This window comes from Streptococcus sp. k-378, from assembly GCF_013277505.1.
In the GTDB taxonomy this organism is placed as follows: Bacteria; Bacillota; Bacilli; order Lactobacillales; family Streptococcaceae; genus Streptococcus; species Streptococcus pseudopneumoniae.
The window spans coordinates 1-24306 of the sequence record NZ_VMNC01000088.1 but is presented as its reverse complement, the minus strand read 5'-3'; the positions used below and the strand labels follow the sequence as shown (position 1 = coordinate 24306).

The following is a 24306-nucleotide window of genomic DNA, read 5'->3' as shown; positions in this document are numbered from 1 at the left end:
TTATACTCAATGAAAATCAAAGAGCAAACTAGGAAACTAGCCGCAGGCTGCTCAAAACACTGTTTTGAGGTTGTAGATAGGACTGACGAAGTCAGTCACATATATACGGCAAGGCGACGTTGACGTGGTTTGAATTTGATTTTCGAAGAGTATAAACTCATCTGATAACAACTATCTTACCCCAATCCTCAAACAAAAACTGGACTTCCTCCCCAAATGCGCCTATCTCCCTCCCAACTGCACTTTTTGGATAAAGAAAATAGGCAGAACAAACGTTCTACCTAGAAAATATAAGAATTCCAAGTTAATAAAACCGAAATGATTTCGTGTCATTATTAAGTAAAGAAAAGAAATTTTAGTATTTCTAAAAACTATTTATAATAGACACTATAGCATTAAATAAAAATGGTACAGAAAATACTACTGTCAATCTTAAATTTTTAAATCTCGCATAATTTGTTATCCCAATTAGTAATACTGTCAATATGCTGAAATAAGCAAACTTTATATCCGATGGATTAAATAAGTAACAAAGTAAAATGCTAAAACTTAAGGTTATATTTTTAGATAAAAGAATATCTCCAAAGTTCCTCTTATCCTTATCAAAAAATAATGTAATCAAAAAGAGAGAAAATCCATATTCAATAAGAGTTGCTATAAATGTGAAAACAACAGAAATCACTGTCAATATTGTTTCTATTTTAATTGTAAAAAGATTAGATAGTTCAGATAATTTATCAATTTGTTCATCTAAAATTCCCGACTTCATCAGTAAATCAATAAACAAATATAAAAGAAAAAGATAAATAATCAGATTCATTAATTTGTATAAACTATTATTTGTTTGAAATTTCATAAACCCGTCCTTCCTCTATTAAAATCCTTTGAGATTTGCTAATCAATTCTTGATTCAATAAATTATGAGATACATATATAATAGTAGAGCTTTCTTTCATGGAAATTAAGCGTTTAGCAATCATATCAATACTTCTTGCATCCACTGTTGATAAGGTCTCATCAATAAAAATATAATCCCAATTTTTAGCAAAAATTAAGGATAAGCCTAATTTGAATTTTGTTCCAGTAGAGGCTGTCATATAGTTATCTCCGATTTTGTTATCAAAAAAAGTATTAATTTGTTCTTTATCCTCAAATGATAGATGAATTTGAAAAGAATCACACAATAACTGTAAATTTTCTTCTATAGTAAATGGAATAACCCCAAGCTGATTGGTATCAAGGTATAGTACATCTTTGGAGACACAATTCTTTAAACCACTATCAAAAGTCTCTAGCCCAGCTAAAAGTTGTAGAAGGGTGCTCTTTCCTGAACCATTCTCTCCTTCAACTCTGTAAATTCCTTTATCAATCTCGAGTGATATATTTTTCAGTATACATTTATCATAACTTTTGGATTCATTTTCAATTTTCATAATTTAATTCCCTCTATCAACGCTGCTAAAATTAATAAAATATAAGAAATGATATACCATTTTAAATTACTTTTTATATAAATAAGTATATTTTCAATTCCCCTATCCTTCAATAATCGGTATAAAAGATACTGACTCATACCTTGATACCAAATAAAATTCGGTATTTCAATAAAACCATGAGGTAATATTCCTTTTATTGTAGCTACTATTCCAATCATCTGACCAGATATACCCAATTGTATTCCTAAAGATAGCAAATCAAAAAGTTGCAATAAGGGCGAAATCGGAAAACAGAATAGATATAGCAAAAAATTTGTAGAATTTGCCTGTAAAACTGTCAATGTAAATTGTAATTCCAGTTTCGGAGGTATAGTAGCAAAAGTCTCACTTTTTAATATAAAGCTTAAAAGTAAACCTAGTGAAAAACAGACCGTACAAAATAACACATAGTAAATCAGAAAACCACTTTTTCTCATCTAATGCCCCCTACTAAAGTTACAAATAATATCAGAAAACAATATAAAACCAGAAAACTCCATCTCAATAAACTAACTGTACCTTTAATTAAAAATAGAGCTTTCTTATAATAGACATAGGCTATAAAATAATTGAATGGAATCAATAACAAATTCAACAAAATACTTTTTATATCATTACTATAACTTGTCACCGGAATCAAACATAACAACAATGAAAATTGTAAGAAAGAGATTAAATGCGTCAACATCATTAGTTGTGCATTCTTAAAAAAGAAATTCATTTTAGAATGATTAAGAGCAGATAATTGAAGTAAAGCTAGATCTACCCCAATTGAGGATTTATGATTCCCTATTATTGCCTCCATTAATGTGATATATATTGAGGTATAAAGAAACAATATTGGTATTTTTGTACCATCAATTGATAACATCGTCATCATATACCAAAATAGATAGGAAAGAAGAATACTAATCAAAATAAAAGAAAAAGTTAACCCTTTATTTAACCAACAAAAACGAAGCAATATAAATAGACTGCTACGAAATCTTTTTTGGCTCATTCGACTGCTTTTAAAATAGAAATTACTCGCATGATTATCTAATATCCCCATAACTAAAATAAAATAATTGAGTAGTATGACATAAATTACAACTTGTCCTTGTTCTATAGACAATAGTCCTATAGATAAAAATAAGAACAATTTACTTATAATTGAAAACAAACTAGGTAGAATTAAAGAAATAATTTGAATAACTATCAAACAAAGAGTAATGTATAAATAAAAATATCCAATAATATCTAGAAAATACAAAATAAATAAATAAATGAATGATTGTAAAATTTGGAAAGAATAATATTTCTTGACAATGGCAAGAAGATAGAGAAAAATATAGTTTTTCCTTATATAGAAAGTATTTATTTTTTTACTTTGGATAGTCAGTTTCATATTATAACGATTCAAAGTAGCGTAATCTACTACCAAAAAAAGTAAAAATAATTTCCCTTGAAAAGGAAGATAGCTTTTAAAATAGATTGACAAACTTATGATAACAAAAAACAAAAGGGTTATCCCAATAAAATTAAGATAACCTAAAATACTTTCACATTCTTTTTTAGAAAGTATTTTCATCTAGTTCTACCATAGAGCTGCTTTAGCAGCACCCTTCTTTTTCAATATATAAAGAACTGTTGCTGCAATACCCGAACCAATAGAACCTACTCCTGTGATTGCACCTACAATTGAAATTACTGCTGTAACTGTACTATAAGCACTAATCAAATTGACTACAGTAGCAGCAGCTTTTGTCGAAATTCCTAATGTCCCAGCCAACATAGGAAAAGAAACAACACCTAAGCTTAACCAACTAATGACTGCTAACATTGCTGAAACAATGAGAAATTTATTATGAAATTCCATTCTTTTAGATTTCATTTTAGTGTACTCCTTTTGTATATTATGTATGTTTTATTGAGAGTTAATTCGCACATGTTGTATTCCTAACTCTCTTCAAATGTTCGTCTATATTTTATACTACTTTTATTAACATATCTATAATAAATAAATTACTACTACATTTTCCTAGATTATCAAATTACTTTTATATCACTAAGACTCAATAAAAGATAATGTCTATTTAACTTTTATACGATTACTACCTCCTTTTTAGTTTACACTTCCTACATCATAAATAAACATACTCAACCCTCACAATCTCCAAATCACTCTTTTATATCATTGAAAATTGAGTTTCATCCTCTATACTAATGTAGGAAACCTATTAAAACATTCCTTTAATCCAATATAAGAATACTTTATTCCATTAATCTCTACCTGATATTATAGATAGAACCAAACTCTTATACTTAAAGGGACAAATAACGTTCCAACCATAATAAACCTCCTTTCTTTTTGAGAGCGTTTTCTTTATAGGTTTAGTATAACAAAAACATGAAAAAAACAACATGACTTAGAAGTCAGGTTTTTGGGAAATCTATTTGTTTTTCTTCTAAGATTCTCTGAACTAATATCTGATCATCTAGCAATTCTGCTAGAGAAATTGCCTTTTCATAGAAACTTTCTGCCTCTAAAATATTCTTGTCTACAAATAAAGCATATTTTGCCTTTAGCAAAAATAGATGAGGTCGGTAAAAAACATGTCTTGTTTTAGCAATAATTTTCTCAAATGTTTGAATATATATCAGACTATCTTCTGTCTGAATTTGGATAAATAGGCTCAGAAGAACTTTTTCCATCTGAGCTAGGCTAGCCTTATCTTCATATTCTGAACATAGCAATACTTTTTGAGCTAACTCCTCAAAATGTTCTTTATCTTCTAATCCCATAGCACAACAAAAGAAATACAATTCAATAATCAACAAATCATTTACAGAAAAATATTTCTTTTTTAATAACTGCTGGAAATATTCTTCCACTAACCCTAAACCGTAGGTCACATCTGAACTACCATAAATATCAAAACGAGCTTGTGTCACATCCACAATTAACTGCTCTTCCTCAGGCAAATTCTCATAATAGTTTTCATATATTTCCTCAAGTATAGCTTCTTTTCGTTCGATTCTTCCCTTATCAGCGTAGGTTTGAGAATGAATCAGCTCATCTTTGAGTTTTAGGAATCCTTTTGGAATCTCTATAACCTTAACATCCACAATATTCTGTAATGATACTCCAAGTTTATCCGCAATCAATAATAATTTAGGAAGTGTTGCTAAAGCTTGCCCATTTTCAATACGTGCTAGCTGACGAATCGTCAACTCTGATTCATCACCACAAATATCTATCTGAGTTTTTCCACAAGATCGCCTAATAGTTTTGATTTTATAACCAATTTCACGTTTCAACTCATCCATAGTAATACTCCTTAAGTTGATTACAAAGATTTCTTTTTCTTCCTAATTCTTTTGTCAATCATGTACAAAACGATAATCGAAAACAGCGGTGGTACAATATAACTCTTTTCACTCATTGTCAGCTGAAATCCCAGAGTTGCTAGTATCTTAAAGATGAAAATATTCATCAAAAATAGAAAAACAAATACTAAAAAATATCTTAAAACCTTCTTCATTTCTTTTCTTCAACTCTCCTAATTTCTATACCTATTTTATCAAATTTTATCAAAAAATACATGTAAAACTCCAAATAAACAGCTCAACTGCACTTTTTTGGGCAAAAAATAGGCAGAACAAACGTCTTACCTACTAAAAATATGCTATTGAAAGGAAAATGATTTTTTTCTGACACCCTAGGCAAGCTTGGGACAAATAAATCATTGATAGTAACCTTTACGACATCCTATTTAAAGTTACTTCAATTTTTAATGTCCCTGCTATTTCTAAGCCACCTCTGGTATGATCTATTCATAGTCAGAATAGATAACACAGTTCTAAATTACGATTCATAGTTACTCCTTTTTTTGATTCGTTACTATAAGACACCTATTCCCTATAGAACGTCTACTACCTCAAATTTATCCATTCTTTTTTTCTTTACTTCTGTATAAAAGAATGAAGACCATCATAAATAATGCAATCGTTGGTATATTGAAACTATCAAACCAAGTAGGTAAAGATACTTTATTCATATCAGCTACTAATCTGATGATGATATAAGACATTGAACTAAGTCATACCATAATTTCAGGCAAAACTTTCAGTATTGATTTAACAAATTTCATATTAAACTCCAATGTGATGCATTCTTAGATTCTAGCCTAGCTATTTTCAGCGCAGACTAACAAGTCATTCTTAACTGTTTACTCTACTCGCTTTTTCTTGACCTTATATCCTAGATAAAAGAGTCCAAATAAAACAGGGTAAATTTCTGGATAAAATAGGGTATTGATTGGATTTCTCAAAATCAAATACGTTGCGATGTAGATTATGAGCGATACGGTAAAATAACTCTCAGCAAAGCCTAATAAAAATGTTTTCATAAGAAACTCCTAATTGCCTGACAAGAATGGCGGAAAAACGTTACCATTCATATACACAAAATCCTTTTGATTCATGTTCTTCATTTATAGTTTTGATTATTTTTTGACAAATCTTTGCGAAAAATACCAAAATATCCTGAGAAAAGCAAACCAACTAAAGTCCATTGCCAATTAAAGGATACTAACGAACCTGTACGAATCACATGAAGCGCGACATTAAGAGTTATTCCCAACAAAGGACATATCGTGGCTAGTTTAGGTAACAATGTATTGAGATTAAGGTTGCGACTGTTCATTATCTAACGCCCACGACGAGCAAAATCTGAACCAAATTTGTAACCAGCATTAAAAATTTGTACAGCAGCATTCAGTACTCCTGCAATCCCAACTGCTTCCGCAAGACCAAAACCACCTTTTGTTCCCACTAATTCATCGTCAGATAATTGATAAAATTGTTCTAAGTTCATATTCGTCATTACTCCTTTGTATTATATTTTATTGCTATGTAAATGATTAAAATGAGTATTGGATAAGTAAATACTTCTGAAATATCCATAAAATTTATACTATACTGTCCAGATAATATTTTATAATCAATTAAAATTTGAACGATAGTAAAAATAATACGTAGCGATAACAATACCCCTAATAATATCACTTCTTTTTTTAAAAACATAGAAATGCCTCTCTGACTACAATCAGATTATGGTCTATTCGCATAATACCCCAAAGCTGCTCCTCCAGCAAAAAGCGCTGCTGCTCCACCTGCTACTGCTGCACCTATCTTCCAGATAGACACTCCGGCGATTACAAGAGGCAATGCTCCCCCATCCACATCCATCAACTCTTCTTCTGTAAGAGCTACAAAGTTCTGTTCCATTTTGTCAAAATTTGTCATCTTTTTTCTCCTCTTGTTCTATTTTTTCTAAATCTTATCTTCTAAAAAATGGGGTTCCAATAAATATACCGCGTAACAATAGACCTGTAATTAGACCCCGTTGATAACTTTCCTTGCTACCACCCACCAGCAAAGCTAAGTCGCTCTCCTTTAATACTTCAATAGTATACTTATCATTCATTTCATTCATCTCTTATCCTCCTAAAAACCAAAACCTCTACGAAATCCAATGTACCAATCTGCAAGGGTCTTCACCCAACTTTCTCCACCTTGAATATCGGTCAATTCTTCCGAAGTTAGCTCAACAAATCCGTAATAATGTTCTTTCATTATTTTATTCCTTTCTTTTTCTTCTCACTTATCTATTCGAAAAAAATTTCAAAAATGTACAACTAAATTAAATTTTATTTAAAAAATAATTTAATGTACCATGAATAAAAAATCGGTAGATACATAAACTAGACTCCTTCCTTTTCCTTCTCACTTATCTATTCGAAAAAAATTTCGAAAATGTACAACTAAATTAAATTTTATTTGAAAAATAATTTAATATACCATGAATAGAAAATCGGTAGATACATGAAGCAAACTCCTTTTCTTTTCCTCTTACTTATCTATTCGAAAAACAATTCAAAAATGTACAACTAAATTAAATTTATTTAAAAAATAACTCAGTGAACCATGGGTAGAACACTGATATAAACATGAACTAGGCTCCTTCCTTTTTCCTCTTACTTATCTATTCGAAAAGGAAGTCAAAAAAATAAGAATATCAGAAAATTTTCCGACATTCTTATTGATAAATTTGTAAGTCTATTAAAACTATTCTACCTTGTAAAAAAATCCCTCGGTACTACCATTGATAAGTTGGTGTCCAAACCATAAGCGGTCTTGTGTAATATCAGACGAGTCAGTATAGCCATTATCTGAAGAAGAGGTGACAGACATGGTTATAGGGATTCCTGCTGGTAAAAAGGCAATAGCTGCACCAGCACCTCCATCTTTAGAAACAGAACTTGCCTTGAGATAGTGGTCAATTTCCTTAGCATGTTCAATTGAAATCTTGGAATGATCACTTACTAAACCATTTTTGTCAAAGGTGAATTCAATACCTGTACGATTCCTCCAAGTGCCTGCGACACTAGAAAAATCTCCATTTTGAATTGCAGAATAATCATTACTTTTTATCAACGGTAATATTCTTTAAGTTTGTTTTAGGACTGTCAAGCGTGAAGAGTGTATTTTTATTGGTTCGAATTGCGATTGTATTTTCATGGTCTTTATTTACTCCAATATTAAAAGTCGAATCGTAGATATCCATAGCATAAAATGAAGAAACACCAAAACCATTGTCTTCAGTTGTAGGGAAGTAATTTTTTAGTGGATTTGAAATATCAATTTCCTTATTTTTCTTATCAAATATTGTTCCAGTATATTTTAAATATTCAAAAGCAGTCTGATTTCCGCTACCATCTGTTTTTAACTTGATAGAATAAGAGCCGGTACCAGGTTTGGATAATTCTGTAAGTTCATTGGAATTTTCTAATGCCTGTATAGTTTTTTTATGTCGTTCAATTCGTTGCTCATGTTCCTCAGCTGAACCATTTGCTATTCCAACTGACCCTTCAGGATATTTGTCTAGTTTTGCTTTATATTCATCTAGTTCCTTTTGTGTAAGTTCTAAATCTTCCTTATAATAATTGACGAGGTTGTCATAATAAGTTTTTATATTTTGCTTATGAAGTTCTTTCGCTTTCTCAATAACTTCTTTGTCAGATAATTTACTTACATCGCCTAATGTTAAATGTTCGCTATTTTTACTTCCGCGTAAATCAAATGCTGTAATTGTGTTATTTTTGGCAACTAATAAAAATTCGATTCTAGTTTCTTTTGAGGTTGATTTAGAATTTTCTAAATCATAGATAATGGTTTCATTTTTTGATAAGTATTCAGCAAATTCAGTACTTTTGCTTTTTGAAGATACTTGTTCTATTTGTTTTTCTTCTTGATTACTTTGAGACTTAGTATGAGTACATGCAGTCAGAATGCATCCTGAAAGAAGTAGTGAAATTAAAACTATTTTGCGATTCATATAAAATTCTCCGTTAGTTACTATTTGTATTTGTAAAAATTAAATTATTGTGCATGAAGATAAGTAGTTAATAAAATTATTTTTTCATTATCAAAGAACTCCTAAAACAAACATTATTAAATAAATAGTTTACCGTCTTGGTCTAAATCATACAAGCTATACTGTAGTCCAGAGTATTCTTTAGGATAAGTATTTTTTAAGTTTGCTTTTGAATTGAGCTCTTTAGGTGAAGCTGATGAATCATCTAATACTTTGGCATATTCTTTAAGGACAGGATTATATAGGGTGTAATCATTTTTCTTCTCTTCTGATGTGGAAGTAGGCGAACTGCTACTAGAAGTAGTTGTTTCAGAACTTTCTGAGGAAGTGTTTTTACTCTGAGGTTGGCAAGCTGTTAAAATGGAGATAGCTAAAATACTGATACTGAATAGAAATAATTTTTTCATATGTTTAATCTTACAATTTGAAATTGTTTTTATACCCACTCACCGTTGTAATTGACACGATAACCGTCAGGTGTAGTTGTATTGATTGCGAGTGCACCAGAGCTATAGGCATAGTACCATTTGCCAGATACTTTCATCCAGCCTGTTTTCATAGCTCCTGAATCTTGAAGGTAGTACCAGCTACCGTTATCTTTGACCCAACCTGTCTTCATCGCACCTGAGCCGTCGAGATAGTACCACGTGCCGTTGTCTTTTACCCAGCCAGTTTGCATCCAACCAGAGTTATCAAAACGATACCAAACACCATTGATTTTTTCCCAGTCATTAGTTGTATAAGTGCCATCTTCGTGTTTATACCACCAGCGACCATTCGAATACATCCAAGTAGATTTAGACTGATGGGTCGTCATGGTTGTATCCGTGTTAGAATAGTTTCCAGATGACGAACTTGTAGAAGTTGACGAGCTAGATGAATTCGAACCTGATTGAGTAGTCGTGTTAATATTTGAATTTCTCGAAGGATTTCCGATAGTCACCTCTTTTCTAACTTTAAAGACACGTTTTCTTGTATCAGTTAAGTGATCATAAGGTGAACCAGCTTCCCCAGACATCTCCAAGATATATGTTCCAGCAGGAAACTGTTTTGAAACAAAAATATCACCTTTAAATTTATTGCTATAAATTAAGGGGAGTAGAAATTGGTCACTAACGTCTTTAGTTAAACCACTAAAAATTACCGCATTATGACTTTGATATACAACTTTTCCACTATCCTTATCAATTAAAGTAATATTTCCTTTGGCGGCTTTATCTCCCCCGTGTTGTAGTGGCTCTGAAATTTTTCCTTCGAAGCTAAGTCCAAAATAATCAATTTCAACCTTTGTAATTGTTGCTTCTATTTGTTTTTCAGTACTCGTATTCGAGATAGTATTTGCTTGATTATTTGATAAGACTTCTAGTTTGGTTACATAAGTGTAAAAAGGACCACCTTTTCCCAGATTTTCTCTGACATCAGCAGTTAACTTATAGCGAGTACCATTTAGCTCAAACTTCATGGTATAGATACCATAGTCTGTTGCTTTAAAGACAATTGTTTTACCGTTGAATGTGGCGATACCATTGGATTCAAAACTTGCAAATTGCTTAGAAAATTCTTGTCTATAAGCTTTGTCTACATAATCAACCGTTATAAATTCACTATTACCTTTAGAAAATGCTCCGAGTTGTGCTTTTCTTTTTTCTACAAGCGTCACATCTGTTGCGACTAAATCTGTATCACGATAACCAATAGCAGGGACTTCAACATAAGCATTGGCTGCTGGAGACCATACTTTGACCATTGGAATGTCTGCAGCATTGACACTTGAAATTGTAGCTCCTGTTGCTAGGAGTGATAAAACTGCTGTAGTCGTTAAAACGATTTTTTTCATAATTTTTGTATTCCTTTTCTTTTTATCTATTTTTTATAATCTTATCCTATACCCATTCACCGTTGTAATTGACACGGTAGCCATCAGGGGTCGTCGTATTGAGTGCGAGGGCACCAGAGCTATAGGCATAGTACCATTTACCAGATACTTTCATCCAGCCAGTTTTCATTGCACCTGAACCGTCGAGATAGTACCAGCTACCGTTATCTTTGAGCCAACCAGTCTTCATAGCGCCTGAACCGTCGAGATAGTACCAAGCCTTACCGTCTTTCAACCAACCTGTCTGCATCCAGCCTGAACTATCGAAGTGATACCAGATATTATCTAATTTTGCCCACTGATTGTAAGGGTAAGACCCATCAAGTTGCATAAACCACCAACGAGAGCCCGATTGTTGCCAAAAACCCATACCCCTACCAATATCTTGCATTTGAAAAAAGAAACCTGGTTTATTAGTCCCGTTAGACTTACCTTGTTTTGTTTTCTTACTGGTATGAGTTCCGATTGCCTTCAAGTCTTTGTCAAAAAGATTCGCCTTAGTCGCAAATGTTTGAATCTGAGAAGAATTTGCTTCTGTATATTGAATGGCCTTTCCATAACCACCAGCTAATTCTTCAGAGCCACCAGATGCTGTTCCGAAACTTTGTGCAATGGTAATCCATCCATTTTGAGTGACAGGGTTTTCAAAGGCTGCCAAACCCATATAGGTCAATTCTGGATTGATTAAGGATTCGTAGTGTCCAGTTTGACCAGATACACTTGCCCCACTACGAGATTTGACGTAATCTGCTTTTTCGTCATACCATTGATTAATAGCTATCATAAATCCATCATAGTTCCAAGCTAAGTTTTCGGCTAGTGAAAAATTCCCTGAAGGCCAGGCACTCCAAATATCTTTATTAGATAAACGTTTATGATGCCTAGTTACAGAAGCTTCTGCTGCCCGAACGAAGGCTGTTTTTTCTAGTTCAGTTGACCATTTGATCGGAACATAGCTAGTAACTAGACCTTCATCTGCTGCCTCTTTTCGAATAGCATTGATACGATCTAAGATAGCCTGTTTATCTGGCGTTAAGAAAGTCCCTTCAATCCCAACTAGAGTAGTACCAGAAGAAGTACTAGTGACCTCAGAGTTTAAGATATTGTAGGATTGACCATTGATTGCTTGAGTGGAAACCAGCCTATCATTAGCAGCTACTGATTGTGATGTAACAATTCCTACCCCAAGAAGTGATAGAGCTGAAATCGTTGCAAGTGTGAACTTTTTAGCTTTGGTGTCCATTTCGTGTCCCCCTATTTTTATTTATTGTAAAATAATCAGTTTGTCCTAAAATCTAGACTTTTTTGGACAAACTTGATAAAATGGAAGTGTAATAATAATTGGTCAAAATGCTGGATTTTAGAACCTTTTTTCTAACGAAAACGCTTCTAAAATAGACTGTATTTTCTGTCCAAAAAATCCTAGGTTTTTTGACAAGAACTATGAATTTTTTATCCAATTGTGAAAGGTGCTTTTTGATACTCCTAAGATGTCTGCACCTTCTCGTAAGGTTATTTCTTTTTTCTTATATTGAGCTATCACATCAGAGAGATTATTCGGAACAACCAATTTTGGTCTGCCGAATTTCTTCCCTTTTTTCTGTGCTTCCCGTATTCCTTCCATTTGTCTTTGTTTGATTTGTTCTCTTTCAAACTGTGCCACATAAGATAGGACTTGTAAAACGATATCGGAGATTAGTTTTCCTGTGATATTATCATTGCTATTCTTTGTATTTAATAAGGGGAAATCTAAAACAGTTATATTTACTTTCTTTTTCTTAGTAATCGATTGCCATTGTTCTAAAATTTCATCATAGTTTCTTCCCAACCTATCAATTGATTTAATAACCAATTCATCATTTTCTTTCAAGGTAGTTAATAATTTTTGATATTCCATTCTGTCAAAATCTTTTCCTGAAACGTAATCAATAAAAATATTCTCTTTTGATAATTTGTTTTCTACCAATGCTGAAAATTGCCTATCAATATTTTGTTCTCTTGTAGATACTCGAACATAACCGTAACGCATAAAAACTCTCCTTTTACACTTATTGTAAAATATAAAAAAGGGCAAAATGCCCTCAAGGAGTAGTGTATTCAATTTCTAGCAATTATATATTAGTTCAAACTGGTTCATCAAGCCTTAAAAGTATGTAAAAAATCACAAACTAAGACCTCCTTCATTCCTTTTCTTCAACTTTCCTAATTTCTATACCTATTTTTTATCAAAAATACATGTAAAACTCCAAATGATGCAAATAGACACTTCAACTGCACTTTTTAGCAAAAAATAGGCAGAACAAACGTCCTACCTACTAAAAATATGCTATTTTGAAAGGAAATTGATTTTTTACTGACACCCTAGGCAAGCTTGGGACAAATAAATCATTGATAGCAACATTTACGACATCCTATTTAAAGTTACTTCAATTTCTAATGTCCCCGCTATTTATAAGCCACCTCTGGTATGATCTATTCATAGTCAGAATAGATAACACCGTTCTAAATTACGATTCATAGTTACTCCTTTTTTGATTCGCTACTGCAAGATTCCTATTTACCTGATAAGAGGAGAGATGGTCCTCTTTACATGTGCAAGATAATTTTGAATCAGATTCATCATTTATCGTTTTGATTATTTTTTGACAAATTTTTCTGTTTTCTTCTCCGAAGACTTTAAAAATTTTTTTCTAATTAGATCATCCATATAGGGACCAAATATACCAACTACTAAACCAATAATAAAACTTTTAAAATCCATAATTACCACCAACATGTCGCTGCATAGGCCACACCTCCAAATATAGCTCCTCCCGCAGCACCAGTTGCTGCACCTTGCCATGTTCCTGTTTTAATTCCTAGCTGAAGACCTCGTGCTGCTCCTCCTCCAACACCTGCTTTGGCAAAATCTCCCCAATTGCATCCGCCACCTTCAAGGCAAGCAAGTATCTCAGTATCCATAATTTCAAATTGTGACATCGTTTTTGTATTCATAACGAATGCCTCCTTTTTTATTTTAATGCTTGTCTTGTTGCAAACTTGACAAGTTTGGTATAGCAGTGTTTATTAAATTGTTTCATCCAAATCTTGAATTACTGAAATAATCATTCCCTGTATTCCTCTTATTTATCTATTCGAAAACGAATTCAAAAATATAATATATGATATTCATTTTAATAAACTATATTAATAAAATGCATTGTAAACATTTCGCCCAAATGATCTACCAGCATTATAGATACCACCGAAAAATCTTCCCGTACTATCAATCACTTTGTGGACATCGATGTTAATATTACCTCTCCATGACACTCGACCACCCTCTACTGTTGCCAAATCTTTTTCTGTAAGACTTGTAAATTTTTCTTCAATTTTTATCATATTCATTATGTCTGTTCCTCTTTATCTATAATTTTTTATTGAAACAAATAATTGTAAATTGTTTCGCCAAACTTCTGCCCCGCCCAATAAACCGGTCCTAAAAGTAATGTCCCTAAAGCATAAATCCCAACTACTCCAACTATGAAAATGAATACTTTCACAGGAATTGACTGCAAACTGTAAAAATTCTCTACCCTAGTAATCCAACTTTCTATTATGCGTTCCATCAGCGCTCTTCCTTCCCTGTTAACGTCCACGACGCTTAGCATGTGCTCCTGAAGCACCATCTACCGCACCCAATAAAAATGTTCCTGCAATTGCGACTCCTCCAACTACTACCAGACCAAATAGCAAGCCTCCTTCTACATCGGCCAATTCCTCATGACTCATTACATGAAAATTATTTTCCATATTTTTAATTTGTTCCATCTTATTCTCCTTTTTTGATTCTTAACAATTGAAAAAGGTAGTTATTTGTATTTCCTTTTTCATATATTCTGTTCATTGTTGTAGGTAAGCTTCACTCTCTAAATATTATCTTAGAATCCAAATAACGCACGACGTAAAATGAACCCCACCATTAAACCATGTTGGTAACTTGCCTCACTACCACCCACCAGCAAGGCTAAGTCGCTTTCCTTTAATACTTCAATAGTATACTTATCATTCATTTCATTCATCTCTTATCCTCCTAAAAACCAAAACCTCTACGAAATCCAATGTACCAATCTACAAGGGTCTTCGTCCAATTTTCTCCACCTTGAATATCGGTCAATTCTTCCGAAGTTAGCTCAACAAATCCGTAATAATGTTCTTTCATTATTTTATTCCTTTCTTTTTCCTCTTACTTATCTATTCGAAAAAAATTTCGAAAATGTACAACTAAATTAAATTTTATTTGAAAAATAATTTAGTAAACCACGGATAAAAAATTGGTAGATACATGAAGCAAGCTCCTTTCTTTTTCCTCTTACTTATCTATTCGAAAAAGAAGTCAAAAAATAAGAATATCAGAAAATTTTCCGATATTCTTATTGATAAACTCATTCAAATCTAACAGATATTAGACATTAAGATATTTTTTAAGGGTTCTTCTGGCTGTTCGTGATACGGGGAAATGCAAGCCTTCTAACAAGGTCACTTCTGTGGCAGTCATCTCTTCAATAGCCTGTAAACTGACTAACGTATTGCGATTGGCATAGACAAAGTAATCTTTTTCAGCCTTGGCAGCGATATCCTTGAGACTGCCATAAATGGTCTTGATAGAATGATTGGCATAATAGACCTTGATACGATGGGATTCCACTGAAGTTTCAAAGGCTAAAATTTCATGGTAGGGCAGAGTGAAGCCCCGTCTTCCCTCAAAACTATAGGTAAAGAGACGCATATTTTCCCTCTTATCTACTGCCAGTACATAGTCCAGACAGCGCTCCAGCTGATGACAGTAGTCCGCCTCTGGCTGATCCTTGGAAATAAAATCCAAGGCAGACAAGTGGTAGCGAAAAGCTAGAGGTAAGGCCTCCGAGTGCGTGGACACAAAGACAATGCTTGTAAAAGGATCCCGCTCCCGAACCTGTTGAGCAACCTGAAAGCCCCGTTCACGCTCTCCATCAATCTCTAAATCTAATAAATAGAACTGGTAATGGTCAAAATACTGAGAATACTTTTCAACATCCCCATAGTTTTTGGCAATATCAATTTCCAATCTTAAATTGCGAGAGCGACCGATATCTAGTAAAGTCTGCTCTATCCGTCCTTGCTGGACTCTATCGTCTTCCAAAACTAAAATTCTCATTCCTCTCCCCCTCGTTTCTCATCCTTAAATGGCAATTCTAAATCTTGTCTAAAAGTCGTCTCTCCTAGCTGGGTATCTAAGTTTAAATCATAATGAAAAACCATGTCCTCCAAGGTTGCCAAGCCCAGTCCACTGTGGTTATCCTTGGTAGAGTAACCCTTTTGACTGAGAATACTGGGATTCAGTTCTTCTTTCTTACGAGTGTTTTCAATGATAAAACGGACACTCCTATCACCTGCCAATAAAGCAACCCGAATCTGCGGATTTTCAGCCTCACTGGCTGCTTCTAAAGCATTTGTCGTGAGGATAGAGAGGATACGGATAGCCTCCAACATAGGCAATGCCAGCTCTTCGACAACCCCCACCGTCTCCAAACTAAAATGAATTCCCTGCTTATCTGCCACAATCATGGCTTTTGCCAAGGTATTGCGAATAGCTATATCATGGATATTGTGAAGATTAAAGGCCGTGTAATCCGCCTTCCTCAGCTTTTCATTAGTCTTTAGAAAGACATCTTGATAAATGGTAGATACCTCAGCCATGTCTTGATTTGCTATGGCAGGCTCCATGCTGGCGACAATTCCCGCAAAATCATGACGGAAACCTCGAACCTCATCATAGAGATGTCCCAACTTATCCACCATTCCTTGCAAGGAACGATTTTCATCTTCCTGTCTCTGAATGGTCTGCTCATCACGATAAACCTGCTCCAAATGCTTGATGTAAAAGAGCCAAGAGAAAAAGAGAATGAAAATCAGGAGAGAAATGGTCGTATCAAAACGAACGTAGAACGAACTATTTCTATTGGTCATAAACGAAGAGAATATCCTAAATCCAGTCAGAGGTAGGATAATGAAAAAACTCTTATAATAGTGGGTTTTGAAAGCATCTGAAAAGAATAAATCCAAATCCAAAGAACAACGTTTCATAATTGTAGAACATAGAAATATTGATAATAAATCAAATACAGATCTATATAAAGTGGAAAACGAATCTACAAAACAACAAGGCTCACCAGATAATACACGAATCCAAATTGTCAAAAATAAATAACGAATACTTTGAAAGAAGAGAAAAAGATACAGAGAAAGAAAAAAAGCTTCCCCTTTTCCCTTGTGCAATACTAGTAAAAAAATACAGTAAAAGAAGAGAATGATTCCTATATGAAATAATTCTCCAAATGTTTGGCGAGCAGATAAACTAATTAAAAATACAAGGACCCAATAACGTTTTTTATAAAATTCTGGGGAAATTTGAGCACCCAAATAAATAGTAGGAACCATGGTTGAAACGACTACCAACAGTATATATAGCACAGAAACTAAGAATTCTAAAATAATCATAAATAAATCTAATCTCTAACGAATACTGTGAATTTAAGCAAAGTGTCTACCCGTACTAAATAACTTATCGCACCATTTTACGGCATCTTCAAAAATCCCTCCACCATTCACTTTCTCCAAAGCCTCTGGAGTTAATTCTTCAAATTGTTTCAATTCTACAAATATATTTTTCATTTCCATGACAGACTCCTTTTCATTATTTTATAGACAACTCTATCCCCTGCTCCATCTACAAAAGGCTTTAGTTTTCTTTTAAAATACAAGAAATCTAAAGCCTCTTGAAAATGGTATATTGGTTAGAGCGTTAACGATTAGTTGTGAAGATGTTATTTTTATTTAACCACAACCACTTTATAATATTCGTTTGAGTGTGGAGATTCAATTTTAATTTTTTCACCATATAAACCATCGATTTCTTTATCCAGATAATCTGAAACTCCTGATGGCAAGCGTTTCATCTTAAGAATTTCACCAGATTGATCCGCATAGGCTAGGATGTGATAGTGGGTTGTAGCCATACCATCATCAATCAATACAAAGTAACCTGTTTTGAGCTTACCTTGCTCATTTTCTAAATAGTATAGTTTATTGTTATTGATTGTAAAGTGGGTAGCTCCAAGACGAAGTCGTGCACCTGGATTTTCTAAATAGACATCATTGCCAACTTTTTTAATCTCTGAATAGGTTGTCATTGCTGGGATATTAATCACACGATGTCCATTTTCATCAAAGTAGTAGCGATTTGGTAAGTTTTGGAAGTTCTGTAAAACTGCCTTAGGATCAATTTCTTGTCCTTCTTCTTTATTATCCACTAAAGCTAAGGTAGTATTTGCAACCTCATCTCCATATTTATTAGAAAACTTCTTGAACTCTGGTCTGATATACCAGGCATTCTTTTCAATAATAACATCGTCACCTTTAGCATTTAGCAAATATTCTTGCCCATCTCCAAGTTTGACAATATCATGAATACTGTATCCAGCATCTTTTCTATTTGCTAGATAGCCATCCTTACCAATGACATAACTTTCCCCATCACTGGCTGGAACAGCTCTATCTGCGACCATAGCACCTGATTTTTCAAAGTAAGACCATTTACCATTTGGAGTCGCCCATCCTGTTGCCATAGCGCCACTGCCTTTGAGATAATACCATGTAGATCCTTCTTTGTACCAACCTGTACGCATGGCGCCACTACTTGCGAGCGAATACCATGTGTTACCTTCCTTGTACCAGCCAGTGCGCATAGCACCACTATCTGCTAGAGAATACCAAGTATTGCCGTCTTTGAGCCAGCCTGTCTGCATTTTACCAGTGCTGTCGAAGTGATACCATGAGCCAGCATTTTGTACCCATTTATCCTTAGCTAGACTGCCATCTTGTGAAAGATTCCAGTCAGCACCATTTTTAACCCAAGTATCTGCAGCCTGTGCTTGGTTGATAGACAAAAGTAGACCAGCACCTGCAAGCAAACCAAGTGTAAGTAGTTTAGATTTTTTCATAGCCATTTCCTCCTTTATTGAATAGCTATAAGAGGGCTTCCCCTCTTTATTTAGCTATATTCTAATACTTTTCATAGTCAAAGTCAATAATATTGTGAAAAATTAGACAATATTACCAATATCTACGAATTGTATTTTGAGTAATACCGTATTGATTCATATAAGAAACATATTGACCTGGATATGGAGCATGAACTACCTTTCCACCACCAACATAAATACCTACATGGTCATTTGTCTCTTCACTATTATACAAAATCAAATCTCCAGCTTGTTGAGAACCATTACTTACATAGCTTCCTCCTGTTGCTTGACCATAGGTTACTCTAGGAATACTAATATCAAACTTAGCATGAATAGCCATCGTAAATCCTGAGCAATCTACGCCACTATTCAAATCTGCCCCACCCCAAACATATGGGATTTTCCCTACAAATGTCTCGGCATATTCACCAAGTGCCTGTCCACGATTTTCTACCCATACACCACTGGCTCTGAAGAAGTATGGTGTACCATTCACACGTTGATAACCAGTGACCATAGCACCACTAGCAGATAAGTAGTAATAATTACCATCAGGTTGAATCCAAGTATTTTCTTTCATCCATCCTTGGTCATCAAAATAGTACCACTTACCATCTAATTGTTCCCAATTTTTAGCATACCCACCTGAACCGTATTTAAACCACCATTTACCATTGGTTTGCATCCATGTTCCTTTCGGATCACGATATTGATTGAAAGCTTTCTTCTCTTGATTGCCCTCTGCTTGAGTTTCTTTATCTTCAAAACCAATCAATTTTACTTGATCAGCTTCTTCAGCTTTTATCTTGCCTTGATTAACTAATTGAGCAATCGCTTCTTTCTCACTTGCTGATGGGGAATCAGCATAGGCTACCGTAGTATTTGCTAGGAGAACGCCTCCTGCAAGAACTAACAAACTAGAATAAAGATATTTTTTCATCATAAAAATCCTTTCTTTTTCTCCTTTTTGGAGATTGATTTTTTCTGACTCCATTATATCCCTTATTTCTCCTCAGATTTCTACTGTCCCTAGAAAGACTAAATCTGTTCCTAAACGGTCACTTGAACCAAATAAAAAATTCCAAAGCAAATGCCTTGGAACTCCGATTTCTATTTTCCTTGAATAATCTTAACCACATCTCCTACACTTTGGAGTTGGTCAATTTCCTCATCGCTGATTTCGATATTAAATTCATCCTCCAGTGTCAAGATAAACTCCATCAAGTCAACAGAATCCGCATCCAAATCGTCTTTCAGACTCAAGGATTCTGTCACGACAAAGTCCTCTCCCTGTCGCTCTTGGATAATGGTCACAATACGGTCAAAAATTTCTTTTTCTGTCATCTCTTTTATTCTCCTGAAAATTCACGCGCAGTCTGGGCAACTACGTCTGTTTCTAGCATGGTACGAATCTGGCGAATCGTACTATAAACAGCCTTGACATCGCTTGAGCCATGAGTCTTGACAACAGGTGCCTTAACACCAAACAAGACCGCTCCACCAACATCTGAATAATTGAGCTGTTTTTTCAAACCTCTGAGGCTGTCCTTGAGAAGGAGGGCACCTAGTTTCGCTCGAAGATCACCACCTGTAATAGCTGTCTTGAGCAAGCCCATGATTCCCATAGCTGTCCCTTCGATGGATTTGAGCACAGCGTTTCCCGTGAAACCATCTGCCACAACAACATCTGCAACGCCATTCATCAAATCACGCGCTTCCACATTTCCGATAAAGTTCAAACTTTCATCAGCTGCTAGTAATTCGTAGGTGTCCTTACGAAGCGGGTCGCCCTTACTACTCTCTGTTCCGTTATTGAGCAAGCCAACACGTGGTTGCGCAATTCCACGAACATTTTTAGCATAGAAGGAACCTAGAACCGCATATTGATGGAGGTGCTGGGCTGTATTTTCTGCATTAGCACCGAGGTCCAGCATGTCAAACCCTTTCCCATCAATAGTCGGCAAGGTCGACATAAGCCCAGGACGGTCAATATTCTTGATACGACCCACGATGAAAAATCCTGCTGCCAACAAAGCGCCTGTATTCCCAGCCGATAGTACAGCATCTGCCTCTCCATCTTTAACAGCCTTGGCCGCCAAGACCATACTGGCATTTTTCTTCTTCCGAATAGCTCTCGTAGGTTCATCGTCTGAATCAATCTTTTCATCCGTATGGATAATGCTGACGCGCTCTGTCGCTGTCAGATATTGCTTGACTTTAGCTTCATCTCCGTAAAGTTGAACTTCGATATCTGAAAAGTCAGCTAGGGCTTGATTGACACCCTCAACGATGGCCTGAGGTGCGTAATCGCCCCCCATAGCATCTACTGCGATTTTTTTCATTTCTTTTCCTCTTTTAGTAATTGTCCCCAGTCTGCTAGGGAATCAATAAATTTCTTTGATTTTAGGTGAATCCCAACGTACTCTTCGTAGAGTTGATCCATAAATTGGCGTAACTCTTGCTTGATTTCGGGCTTGAGCGAAATGGTCTCCAAAGTCTCAAAATCAATGGCTTGAAATTGATTGAGCAAATAGGGGATATTGGGATTGAGATGGCAACGTCTCTCATCCTCATGATAATGCTCTGGACAGAGGCAGGCTCCATATTTGAAAGAAAAGTCAAAAGCCTGACCAACCCGATGGCAGAAGACACACTCATTAAAATTGAGGCTGATTCCAAATCGAGTCAAGATTTGAATTTCAAAAATATTGGTCAAAACCTGATAATCCAAGCCTGCTTCCATCAACTCCAAAGTCTTTTGCAAAAAAGCAAACAAGGGAGCATCTTGCTGATTATCCTGCAAACTAGCATCGGCAAGAGCTGCCACGTAGGTCGCATAAGCCATGACAAAGAGATCGCTATTAATCTTGGGAAAGGTCATCACCTCATGATAGTCCTCGATGTAACTAAGCCCATCATCATTGATTCGCAAGAGAAATCGTGCCAGCACTAAGGGCTGAATAACCGGCGCCAGCTTAGACTGGCCAGCATGTTTAACGAAAAACATCCGCTTACCAGCCTGCTCAGTAAAAATCTTGACTAGCTTATCATCCTCACGAAAATTGCGATTGTAGAGCACCAAGCCTTGACTCGTGATAGACTGAATCATGCTTCTCTCATGTACTCCTCAAGTCGTTTCATGGCTTCTTTGATAGTCTCCATACTAGCTGCATAAGATAGGCGAACATAGCCTTCTCCGTAATGCCCAAAGGCAGCACCAGGAATAAAGGCAACGGCCTTCTTCTGAGCAAAATCCTTCAAAAAAGCAAAAGAATCTTGATTATATCCTGCTGGAATCTTAGCAAAGATATAAAAGGCACCGTCTGGTTTGATAATCTCAAAACCAAGAGCAGTCATTTTCTCGATAATATAGTCCCGACGCTGGATATATTCCTTCTTCATAGGTTCCGCATCGCTTTTACCAGCCGTCAAGGCTTCTACCGCAGCATGTTGCGCCATGGTATTTGCGGCAGTGACCAAGTACTGGTGACTCTTGATTAACTGGGCTGTGAAGGTCGCAGGAGCGAAAATCAGCCCCAAACGCCAACCTGTCATGGCATGTGATTTAGATAGACCATTGATAATAATAGCCTGGTCTCTCAACATCGTTCCTAGAGACACATGGGTTTCGCCTGTGTAGGTCAATTCTGAGTAAACCTCATCACAGACAACAAAAATTTCGTACTTGCGTAAAACAGCTGCCAAGGCCTCTAACTGCTCTCGACTGTAGGTAATTCCTGTCGGATTGGCTGGATAGTTGAGAATAACCGCCTTGAGCTTGTTACCCTGCTCCAAAATGGCCTTCTCCAACATCTCAGGAGTCAAGACAAAACCATTTTCAGTCGTATCAATCTCGACAATTTCTGCCCCAACTAGATTGACAATCGGTTCATAGCCTGGATAAGCAGGAGCTGGCAAAAGCACCTTGTCTCCCTCTTCCAAAATAGCCGTCAAAGTAGCAGATAAAGCCTCTGTCGCCCCAATTGTAACCAAGATTTCATTTTCAGGAGCATAGTCCAGTTGGTACTTTTCCTTAACAAAGTCACTGGCCGCCTGACGTAGAGTCAGCAAACCACTCATCCCTGTATAGTAGGATTGGTTCTGGTCAATCGCTCGCTTGGCCGCCTCCTTGACATGATCTGGCGTTGTAAAATCAGGTTCCCCCAAGGTCAAACGCAAAACCCCAGGAATCTCAGAAATAGCCTGGTCAAACTGACGAATCAACGAAACTTGAATCTTATCTAACTGTTTATTAAAGCGCTTAGTTAAATCCATAGATATCTCCTACTTTCAAAACGTATCTCTATTATACTACAAAAAACCCCCGACCGCAAAAATACATGATAGAATAGCTTTCCACTTTTTATTTTACTTTTCCTGTTTATAGGTCTATAATGGTAAGAGATTTTATTTGGAGGTTTTTATGTCATTTCTATCAAAAAATGGAGCAGGTATCTTTGCCTGCCTTCTCATTTCAATCGTATCTTGGTACTTAGGAGGATTCTTCCCTGTTATTGGCGCGCCTGTTTTTGCGATTTTTATGGGCATGCTCCTACATCCCTTTCTCTCGTCCTATAAACAACTGGATGCTGGATTGACCTTTAGTTCCAAGAAATTGCTCCAATATGCCGTTGTCTTGCTTGGTTTTGGTCTCAATATCTCGCAAGTCTTCGCAGTTGGGCAATCTTCACTCCCTGTCATCCTGTCCACTATCTCAATAGCTCTGATTATTGCCTACTTCTTCCAGCGCTTCTTTGCACTGGATACAAAACTGGCTACCTTGGTTGGAGTAGGTTCTTCCATCTGTGGGGGTTCTGCCATTGCTGCGACAGCGCCCGTTATCCATGCCAAGGAAAAGGAAGTAGCCCAATCCATTTCCGTTATCTTTTTCTTCAATGTCTTGGCTGCACTCATCTTTCCAACCCTCGGCACCTGGCTTCATCTATCCAATGAAGGCTTCGCCCTCTTTGCAGGGACTGCGGTCAACGATACTTCCTCTGTAACGGCTGCCGCCAGCGCTTGGGACAGTCTTTACCAAAGCAATACCCTCGAGTCTGCAACCATTGTTAAACTCACACGTACTTTGGCCATTATCCCTATCACGCTCTTTCTATCCTACTGGCAAAGTCGCCAACAAGAAAACAAGCAAAGCCTACAACTGAAAAAAGTCTTCCCACTTTTTATCCTTTACTTTATCCTTGCCTCTCTCCTCACTACACTACTCACCTCTCTAGGTGTGTCCAGTAGTTTCTTTACCCCACTCAAACAACTCTCTAAATTCCTTATTGTCATGGCCATGAGTGCTATCGGACTCAAAACAAATCTGGTCGCTATGGTCAAATCCAGCGGAAAATCCATTGTTCTCGGAGCCATCTGCTGGATTGCCATCATCCTCACCAGTCTTGGTATGCAGACCCTTATCGGCATTTTCTAATACTCTTCGAAAATCTCTTCAAACCACGTCAACGTCTCCTTGCCGTATATATGTGA

The 24306-nt window shown here is 35.6% G+C and carries 37 protein-coding genes; 1 reads left to right on the top strand and 36 read right to left on the bottom strand.

Annotated features, from left to right (window positions below):
* Positions 1-364: 364 nt before the first annotated feature.
* The 36 genes from HT719_RS08845 to HT719_RS08685 form a co-directional block, all read right to left on the bottom strand.
* Positions 365-856, bottom strand: a complete 492-nt coding sequence (locus HT719_RS08845; protein WP_000671988.1) for a hypothetical protein — start codon at positions 854-856, stop codon at positions 365-367.
* Positions 837-1433, bottom strand: coding sequence for an ATP-binding cassette domain-containing protein (locus HT719_RS08840; protein WP_000687786.1), 597 nt, complete (start codon positions 1431-1433; stop codon positions 837-839). Before HT719_RS08840 ends, HT719_RS08845 begins: the two co-directional genes overlap by 20 nt.
* Positions 1430-1912, bottom strand: coding sequence for a stage II sporulation protein M (locus tag HT719_RS08835; RefSeq protein WP_138699533.1), 483 nt, complete (start codon positions 1910-1912; stop codon positions 1430-1432). Before HT719_RS08835 ends, HT719_RS08840 begins: the two co-directional genes overlap by 4 nt.
* Positions 1909-3045, bottom strand: a complete 1137-nt coding sequence (locus tag HT719_RS08830) for a hypothetical protein (RefSeq protein ID WP_172922015.1) — start codon at positions 3043-3045, stop codon at positions 1909-1911. Before HT719_RS08830 ends, HT719_RS08835 begins: the two co-directional genes overlap by 4 nt.
* Positions 3046-3051: 6 nt before the next feature.
* Positions 3052-3348, bottom strand: a complete 297-nt coding sequence (locus HT719_RS08825) for an uberolysin/carnocyclin family circular bacteriocin (RefSeq protein WP_000837726.1) — start codon at positions 3346-3348, stop codon at positions 3052-3054.
* Between the two features lie 542 nt (positions 3349-3890).
* Complete coding sequence (locus tag HT719_RS08820; protein ID WP_172922014.1) at positions 3891-4784, bottom strand: XRE family transcriptional regulator; 894 nt, start codon at positions 4782-4784, stop codon at positions 3891-3893.
* A 20-nt stretch (positions 4785-4804) separates the two neighbouring features.
* Positions 4805-4999, bottom strand: coding sequence for a hypothetical protein (locus tag HT719_RS11715; protein ID WP_000757185.1), 195 nt, complete (start codon positions 4997-4999; stop codon positions 4805-4807).
* A gap of 687 nt (positions 5000-5686) precedes the next feature.
* Positions 5687-5866 (bottom strand): hypothetical protein, encoded by a 180-nt coding sequence (locus HT719_RS08815; protein WP_172922013.1) that lies wholly within the window; start codon positions 5864-5866, stop codon positions 5687-5689.
* 80 nt (positions 5867-5946) lie between these two features.
* Entirely contained in the window at positions 5947-6162 is a 216-nt protein-coding gene (locus tag HT719_RS11710) for a bacteriocin immunity protein (RefSeq protein ID WP_078929797.1), read from the bottom strand.
* 3 nt (positions 6163-6165) lie between these two features.
* On the bottom strand, positions 6166-6333 hold the full coding sequence (locus tag HT719_RS08810; RefSeq protein WP_001047582.1) for a class IIb bacteriocin, lactobin A/cerein 7B family: 168 nt from the start codon (positions 6331-6333) through the stop codon (positions 6166-6168).
* A gap of 8 nt (positions 6334-6341) precedes the next feature.
* Positions 6342-6542, bottom strand: coding sequence for a hypothetical protein (locus HT719_RS08805; protein ID WP_000478865.1), 201 nt, complete (start codon positions 6540-6542; stop codon positions 6342-6344).
* Between the two features lie 27 nt (positions 6543-6569).
* Positions 6570-6764, bottom strand: a complete 195-nt coding sequence (locus tag HT719_RS08800) for a class IIb bacteriocin, lactobin A/cerein 7B family (protein WP_000180815.1) — start codon at positions 6762-6764, stop codon at positions 6570-6572.
* A gap of 34 nt (positions 6765-6798) precedes the next feature.
* Positions 6799-6954, bottom strand: coding sequence for a hypothetical protein (locus HT719_RS08795; protein ID WP_001004584.1), 156 nt, complete (start codon positions 6952-6954; stop codon positions 6799-6801).
* Positions 6955-6965: 11 nt separating this feature from the next.
* Complete coding sequence (locus HT719_RS08790; RefSeq protein WP_000658224.1) at positions 6966-7094, bottom strand: smi_0059.1 family bacteriocin-like peptide; 129 nt, start codon at positions 7092-7094, stop codon at positions 6966-6968.
* 492 nt (positions 7095-7586) lie between these two features.
* Positions 7587-7955, bottom strand: coding sequence for a DUF6287 domain-containing protein (locus HT719_RS08785; RefSeq protein WP_240153444.1), 369 nt, complete (start codon positions 7953-7955; stop codon positions 7587-7589).
* A complete protein-coding gene (locus HT719_RS08780; protein ID WP_172928919.1) occupies positions 7942-8856 on the bottom strand; it encodes a hypothetical protein in 915 nt (304 codons plus the stop codon). The genes HT719_RS08785 and HT719_RS08780 overlap by 14 nt, the downstream gene beginning before the upstream one ends.
* 116 nt (positions 8857-8972) lie before the next feature.
* On the bottom strand, positions 8973-9302 hold the full coding sequence (locus HT719_RS08775; RefSeq protein ID WP_240153443.1) for a hypothetical protein: 330 nt from the start codon (positions 9300-9302) through the stop codon (positions 8973-8975).
* A 29-nt stretch (positions 9303-9331) separates the two neighbouring features.
* Positions 9332-10732, bottom strand: a complete 1401-nt coding sequence (locus tag HT719_RS08770) for an N-acetylmuramoyl-L-alanine amidase family protein (RefSeq protein WP_172928918.1) — start codon at positions 10730-10732, stop codon at positions 9332-9334.
* A 46-nt stretch (positions 10733-10778) separates the two neighbouring features.
* Positions 10779-12014, bottom strand: coding sequence for a CAP domain-containing protein (locus HT719_RS11930; protein ID WP_050971608.1), 1236 nt, complete (start codon positions 12012-12014; stop codon positions 10779-10781).
* Positions 12015-12212: 198 nt separating this feature from the next.
* Positions 12213-12800, bottom strand: coding sequence for a recombinase family protein (locus HT719_RS08760; RefSeq protein WP_172928915.1), 588 nt, complete (start codon positions 12798-12800; stop codon positions 12213-12215).
* Positions 12801-13406: 606 nt separating this feature from the next.
* A complete protein-coding gene (locus tag HT719_RS12050) occupies positions 13407-13532 on the bottom strand; it encodes a PncF family bacteriocin immunity protein (RefSeq protein ID WP_007284823.1) in 126 nt (41 codons plus the stop codon).
* Positions 13533-13534: 2 nt separating this feature from the next.
* On the bottom strand, positions 13535-13765 hold the full coding sequence (gene blpU / locus HT719_RS08755) for a bacteriocin-like peptide BlpU (RefSeq protein ID WP_001093485.1): 231 nt from the start codon (positions 13763-13765) through the stop codon (positions 13535-13537).
* A 192-nt stretch (positions 13766-13957) separates the two neighbouring features.
* The gene (locus HT719_RS08750; RefSeq protein ID WP_001055966.1) at positions 13958-14158 is read right to left on the bottom strand and encodes an SPPN_00645 family bacteriocin-like peptide; all 201 of its coding nucleotides are present in this window, start codon (positions 14156-14158) and stop codon (positions 13958-13960) included.
* 29 nt (positions 14159-14187) lie between these two features.
* Positions 14188-14379 (bottom strand): hypothetical protein, encoded by a 192-nt coding sequence (locus tag HT719_RS08745; RefSeq protein WP_000439598.1) that lies wholly within the window; start codon positions 14377-14379, stop codon positions 14188-14190.
* Between the two features lie 19 nt (positions 14380-14398).
* A complete protein-coding gene (locus tag HT719_RS08740) occupies positions 14399-14581 on the bottom strand; it encodes a class IIb bacteriocin, lactobin A/cerein 7B family (protein ID WP_000435077.1) in 183 nt (60 codons plus the stop codon).
* A 110-nt stretch (positions 14582-14691) separates the two neighbouring features.
* The gene (locus HT719_RS08735; protein ID WP_001004581.1) at positions 14692-14832 is read right to left on the bottom strand and encodes a hypothetical protein; all 141 of its coding nucleotides are present in this window, start codon (positions 14830-14832) and stop codon (positions 14692-14694) included.
* Between the two features lie 11 nt (positions 14833-14843).
* Positions 14844-14972 (bottom strand): smi_0059.1 family bacteriocin-like peptide, encoded by a 129-nt coding sequence (locus HT719_RS08730; RefSeq protein ID WP_000658221.1) that lies wholly within the window; start codon positions 14970-14972, stop codon positions 14844-14846.
* A 243-nt stretch (positions 14973-15215) separates the two neighbouring features.
* Complete coding sequence (locus HT719_RS08725) at positions 15216-15947, bottom strand: response regulator transcription factor (RefSeq protein WP_172928913.1); 732 nt, start codon at positions 15945-15947, stop codon at positions 15216-15218.
* Positions 15944-16759, bottom strand: a complete 816-nt coding sequence (locus tag HT719_RS11695) for a GHKL domain-containing protein (RefSeq protein ID WP_007285090.1) — start codon at positions 16757-16759, stop codon at positions 15944-15946. The genes HT719_RS08725 and HT719_RS11695 overlap by 4 nt, the downstream gene beginning before the upstream one ends.
* A gap of 564 nt (positions 16760-17323) precedes the next feature.
* Positions 17324-17470, bottom strand: a complete 147-nt coding sequence (locus HT719_RS08715; RefSeq protein ID WP_023940555.1) for a smi_0057.1 family bacteriocin-like peptide — start codon at positions 17468-17470, stop codon at positions 17324-17326.
* Between the two features lie 152 nt (positions 17471-17622).
* A complete protein-coding gene (locus tag HT719_RS08710) occupies positions 17623-18792 on the bottom strand; it encodes an N-acetylmuramoyl-L-alanine amidase family protein (RefSeq protein ID WP_050261359.1) in 1170 nt (389 codons plus the stop codon).
* A gap of 112 nt (positions 18793-18904) precedes the next feature.
* The gene (locus tag HT719_RS08705) at positions 18905-19810 is read right to left on the bottom strand and encodes an NlpC/P60 family protein (RefSeq protein ID WP_240156567.1); all 906 of its coding nucleotides are present in this window, start codon (positions 19808-19810) and stop codon (positions 18905-18907) included.
* Between the two features lie 116 nt (positions 19811-19926).
* Complete coding sequence (locus HT719_RS08700) at positions 19927-20160, bottom strand: acyl carrier protein (protein ID WP_000136446.1); 234 nt, start codon at positions 20158-20160, stop codon at positions 19927-19929.
* A 5-nt stretch (positions 20161-20165) separates the two neighbouring features.
* The gene (gene plsX, locus HT719_RS08695; protein ID WP_172928911.1) at positions 20166-21158 is read right to left on the bottom strand and encodes a phosphate acyltransferase PlsX; all 993 of its coding nucleotides are present in this window, start codon (positions 21156-21158) and stop codon (positions 20166-20168) included.
* A complete protein-coding gene (gene recO / locus HT719_RS08690; RefSeq protein ID WP_000616135.1) occupies positions 21155-21925 on the bottom strand; it encodes a DNA repair protein RecO in 771 nt (256 codons plus the stop codon). Before recO ends, plsX begins: the two co-directional genes overlap by 4 nt.
* Positions 21922-23091 carry a pyridoxal phosphate-dependent aminotransferase gene (locus HT719_RS08685; protein WP_172928909.1) on the bottom strand — a complete coding sequence of 390 codons (1170 nt, stop codon included), beginning with the start codon at positions 23089-23091 and terminating at the stop codon, positions 21922-21924. Before HT719_RS08685 ends, recO begins: the two co-directional genes overlap by 4 nt.
* Positions 23092-23239: 148 nt before the next feature.
* On the opposite strand from HT719_RS08685, the gene HT719_RS08680 reads away from it, so the two are divergent.
* On the top strand, positions 23240-24250 hold the full coding sequence (locus HT719_RS08680) for a YeiH family protein (RefSeq protein ID WP_172924986.1): 1011 nt from the start codon (positions 23240-23242) through the stop codon (positions 24248-24250).
* Positions 24251-24306: the final 56 nt, after the last annotated feature.

Excerpts from the sequence above, each read along its gene's own strand:
- HT719_RS08845 (WP_000671988.1), bottom strand. The coding sequence starts at position 856 with ATGAAATTTCAAACAAATAATAGTTTATACAAATTAATGAATCTGATT.
- HT719_RS08840 (WP_000687786.1), bottom strand. The coding sequence starts at position 1,433 with ATGAAAATTGAAAATGAATCCAAAAGTTATGATAAATGTATACTGAAA.
- HT719_RS08835 (WP_138699533.1), bottom strand. The coding sequence starts at position 1,912 with ATGAGAAAAAGTGGTTTTCTGATTTACTATGTGTTATTTTGTACGGTC.
- HT719_RS08830 (WP_172922015.1), bottom strand. The coding sequence starts at position 3,045 with ATGAAAATACTTTCTAAAAAAGAATGTGAAAGTATTTTAGGTTATCTT.
- HT719_RS08825 (WP_000837726.1), bottom strand. The coding sequence starts at position 3,348 with ATGAAATCTAAAAGAATGGAATTTCATAATAAATTTCTCATTGTTTCA.
- HT719_RS08820 (WP_172922014.1), bottom strand. The coding sequence starts at position 4,784 with ATGGATGAGTTGAAACGTGAAATTGGTTATAAAATCAAAACTATTAGG.
- HT719_RS11715 (WP_000757185.1), bottom strand. The coding sequence starts at position 4,999 with ATGAAGAAGGTTTTAAGATATTTTTTAGTATTTGTTTTTCTATTTTTG.
- HT719_RS08815 (WP_172922013.1), bottom strand. The coding sequence starts at position 5,866 with ATGAAAACATTTTTATTAGGCTTTGCTGAGAGTTATTTTACCGTATCG.
- HT719_RS11710 (WP_078929797.1), bottom strand. The coding sequence starts at position 6,162 with ATGAACAGTCGCAACCTTAATCTCAATACATTGTTACCTAAACTAGCC.
- HT719_RS08810 (WP_001047582.1), bottom strand. The coding sequence starts at position 6,333 with ATGAACTTAGAACAATTTTATCAATTATCTGACGATGAATTAGTGGGA.
- HT719_RS08805 (WP_000478865.1), bottom strand. The coding sequence starts at position 6,542 with ATGTTTTTAAAAAAAGAAGTGATATTATTAGGGGTATTGTTATCGCTA.
- HT719_RS08800 (WP_000180815.1), bottom strand. The coding sequence starts at position 6,764 with ATGACAAATTTTGACAAAATGGAACAGAACTTTGTAGCTCTTACAGAA.
- HT719_RS08795 (WP_001004584.1), bottom strand. The coding sequence starts at position 6,954 with ATGAATGAAATGAATGATAAGTATACTATTGAAGTATTAAAGGAGAGC.
- HT719_RS08790 (WP_000658224.1), bottom strand. The coding sequence starts at position 7,094 with ATGAAAGAACATTATTACGGATTTGTTGAGCTAACTTCGGAAGAATTG.
- HT719_RS08780 (WP_172928919.1), bottom strand. The coding sequence starts at position 8,856 with ATGAATCGCAAAATAGTTTTAATTTCACTACTTCTTTCAGGATGCATT.
- HT719_RS08775 (WP_240153443.1), bottom strand. The coding sequence starts at position 9,302 with ATGAAAAAATTATTTCTATTCAGTATCAGTATTTTAGCTATCTCCATT.
- HT719_RS08770 (WP_172928918.1), bottom strand. The coding sequence starts at position 10,732 with ATGAAAAAAATCGTTTTAACGACTACAGCAGTTTTATCACTCCTAGCA.
- HT719_RS11930 (WP_050971608.1), bottom strand. The coding sequence starts at position 12,014 with ATGGACACCAAAGCTAAAAAGTTCACACTTGCAACGATTTCAGCTCTA.
- HT719_RS08760 (WP_172928915.1), bottom strand. The coding sequence starts at position 12,800 with ATGCGTTACGGTTATGTTCGAGTATCTACAAGAGAACAAAATATTGAT.
- HT719_RS12050 (WP_007284823.1), bottom strand. The coding sequence starts at position 13,532 with ATGGATTTTAAAAGTTTTATTATTGGTTTAGTAGTTGGTATATTTGGT.
- blpU (WP_001093485.1), bottom strand. The coding sequence starts at position 13,765 with ATGAATACAAAAACGATGTCACAATTTGAAATTATGGATACTGAGATA.
- HT719_RS08750 (WP_001055966.1), bottom strand. The coding sequence starts at position 14,158 with ATGAATATGATAAAAATTGAAGAAAAATTTACAAGTCTTACAGAAAAA.
- HT719_RS08745 (WP_000439598.1), bottom strand. The coding sequence starts at position 14,379 with ATGGAACGCATAATAGAAAGTTGGATTACTAGGGTAGAGAATTTTTAC.
- HT719_RS08740 (WP_000435077.1), bottom strand. The coding sequence starts at position 14,581 with ATGGAACAAATTAAAAATATGGAAAATAATTTTCATGTAATGAGTCAT.
- HT719_RS08735 (WP_001004581.1), bottom strand. The coding sequence starts at position 14,832 with ATGAATGAAATGAATGATAAGTATACTATTGAAGTATTAAAGGAAAGC.
- HT719_RS08730 (WP_000658221.1), bottom strand. The coding sequence starts at position 14,972 with ATGAAAGAACATTATTACGGATTTGTTGAGCTAACTTCGGAAGAATTG.
- HT719_RS08725 (WP_172928913.1), bottom strand. The coding sequence starts at position 15,947 with ATGAGAATTTTAGTTTTGGAAGACGATAGAGTCCAGCAAGGACGGATA.
- HT719_RS11695 (WP_007285090.1), bottom strand. The coding sequence starts at position 16,759 with ATGACCAATAGAAATAGTTCGTTCTACGTTCGTTTTGATACGACCATT.
- HT719_RS08715 (WP_023940555.1), bottom strand. The coding sequence starts at position 17,470 with ATGGAAATGAAAAATATATTTGTAGAATTGAAACAATTTGAAGAATTA.
- HT719_RS08710 (WP_050261359.1), bottom strand. The coding sequence starts at position 18,792 with ATGAAAAAATCTAAACTACTTACACTTGGTTTGCTTGCAGGTGCTGGT.
- HT719_RS08705 (WP_240156567.1), bottom strand. The coding sequence starts at position 19,810 with ATGGAGTCAGAAAAAATCAATCTCCAAAAAGGAGAAAAAGAAAGGATT.
- HT719_RS08700 (WP_000136446.1), bottom strand. The coding sequence starts at position 20,160 with ATGACAGAAAAAGAAATTTTTGACCGTATTGTGACCATTATCCAAGAG.
- plsX (WP_172928911.1), bottom strand. The coding sequence starts at position 21,158 with ATGAAAAAAATCGCAGTAGATGCTATGGGGGGCGATTACGCACCTCAG.
- recO (WP_000616135.1), bottom strand. The coding sequence starts at position 21,925 with ATGATTCAGTCTATCACGAGTCAAGGCTTGGTGCTCTACAATCGCAAT.
- HT719_RS08685 (WP_172928909.1), bottom strand. The coding sequence starts at position 23,091 with ATGGATTTAACTAAGCGCTTTAATAAACAGTTAGATAAGATTCAAGTT.
- HT719_RS08680 (WP_172924986.1), top strand. The coding sequence starts at position 23,240 with ATGTCATTTCTATCAAAAAATGGAGCAGGTATCTTTGCCTGCCTTCTC.